This is a genomic window from Bacteroides sp. 1_1_14, from assembly GCF_000162515.1.
Lineage (GTDB): Bacteria > Bacteroidota > Bacteroidia > Bacteroidales > Bacteroidaceae > Bacteroides > Bacteroides thetaiotaomicron.
Map to the genome: position 1 here is coordinate 849,916 of NZ_GG774702.1, position 1,378 is coordinate 851,293.

A 1,378-nucleotide genomic window follows, 5' to 3' on the forward strand; every position below is an offset into this window, starting at 1 on the left:
TCTTGTTGAATGACGGGTGACCATCATGAATCGTAAATCCGTCCTTAATGCAGGTTCTGAGTGTTTCATTATCACCGATATTGGTGAAGCACATATTGGCGCCGTCCCATTCCAGTGTCTTGTTCAATCCTTGCAGACGGATAGCCAATACACCCATTACCACCATTTCATTCATCGGTCCCGATTCGGAGAAATCCGCTTTCGGCATCACGCGGTTGGATTTGTCTTCCTTACAAGCGCGTACCCAGTCCATCTCATGAGAACACTTGACACGGCGGCATACTTTCGGTGCATTGGGCACACGGCCTGACAACAAGAAAGGTTGTTCTCCGTAGCAGCCGCAAATCAATGTATCTTTTGTTCCGTGGAAAATAGTCAGACCACCACCGGGACCCATCAGTTGTTTTCCTTCCGGGAAACCTTTCGGACGTTCCGGCATCATACCACCATCATACCAGTGTACCTCAACTTCCGGCAAGGCAACTTTCGGCATATTGTCGCGGGCGGGGAAAAATCATCTTCACGTGCTGGGCCTGAGGAGCGCAGGCACTCAGTAATAATGTAGAAGAACCTTCCACCTTGGTAGGATAACCCAGTTTCAGAGCTCTGAACGGCTGATGCAGAATATGGCAGGCCATATCACCCAGTGCACCTGTACCGTAATCCCACCATCCGCGCCAGTTCCAGGGATGATAAACGTTGTTGTACGGGTTCAGTTTGGCAGGTCCGGTGAAAAGATCCCAGTTCAATGTGTTGGGGATGCGGTCCGCCTTTTCGGGGGCATTCAGTCCTTGCGGCCAGATAGGACGGTCGGTGGCGCATTCCACTTTGGTTACTTCACCGATTTCTCCATTCCATATCCATTCGCAAACCAGGTCGGTACCTTCGCCCGATGCTCCCTGATTACCCATTTGAGTAACTACTCCGGTAGAGGCGGCCAGCTTGGTCAGCAAACGGGATTCGTAAACGGAGTGAGTCAACGGTTTCTGGCAGTATACGTGCTTGCCCATTGTCATGGCGTCTGCCGTGATGATGGCATGAGTATGGTCGGCGGTAGCAATGATTACGCCGTCAATGGATTTGCCCATTTCATCGTACATCTTGCGGTAATCCCAGTATTTCTTCGCATTCGGGAATTCATCGAATACGCCTTTGGCATATTTCCAGTCTACGTCACAAAGGGCTACGATGTTTTCGGTGCCCTTCACGTTGTTGATGTTGGCATGGCCCATACCGCCGATACCTACGGCTGCGAGGTTCAGTTTGTCGGTTGGTGAAACGTGCCCGTGGCTCATACCTAAAATAGAACTGGGAGCAATGGTGATTCCTGCTAAAGCAGCGGCTCCCGTTTTAAGAAATTTTCTTCTTGAAAAGTCTG

1 pseudogene is annotated in these 1,378 nt (G+C 50.5%); it reads right to left on the reverse strand.

From position 1 onward, the window contains the following. Window positions 1–1,378: pseudogene (locus HMPREF9007_RS21155) on the reverse strand (Gfo/Idh/MocA family oxidoreductase); the annotation flags it as partial.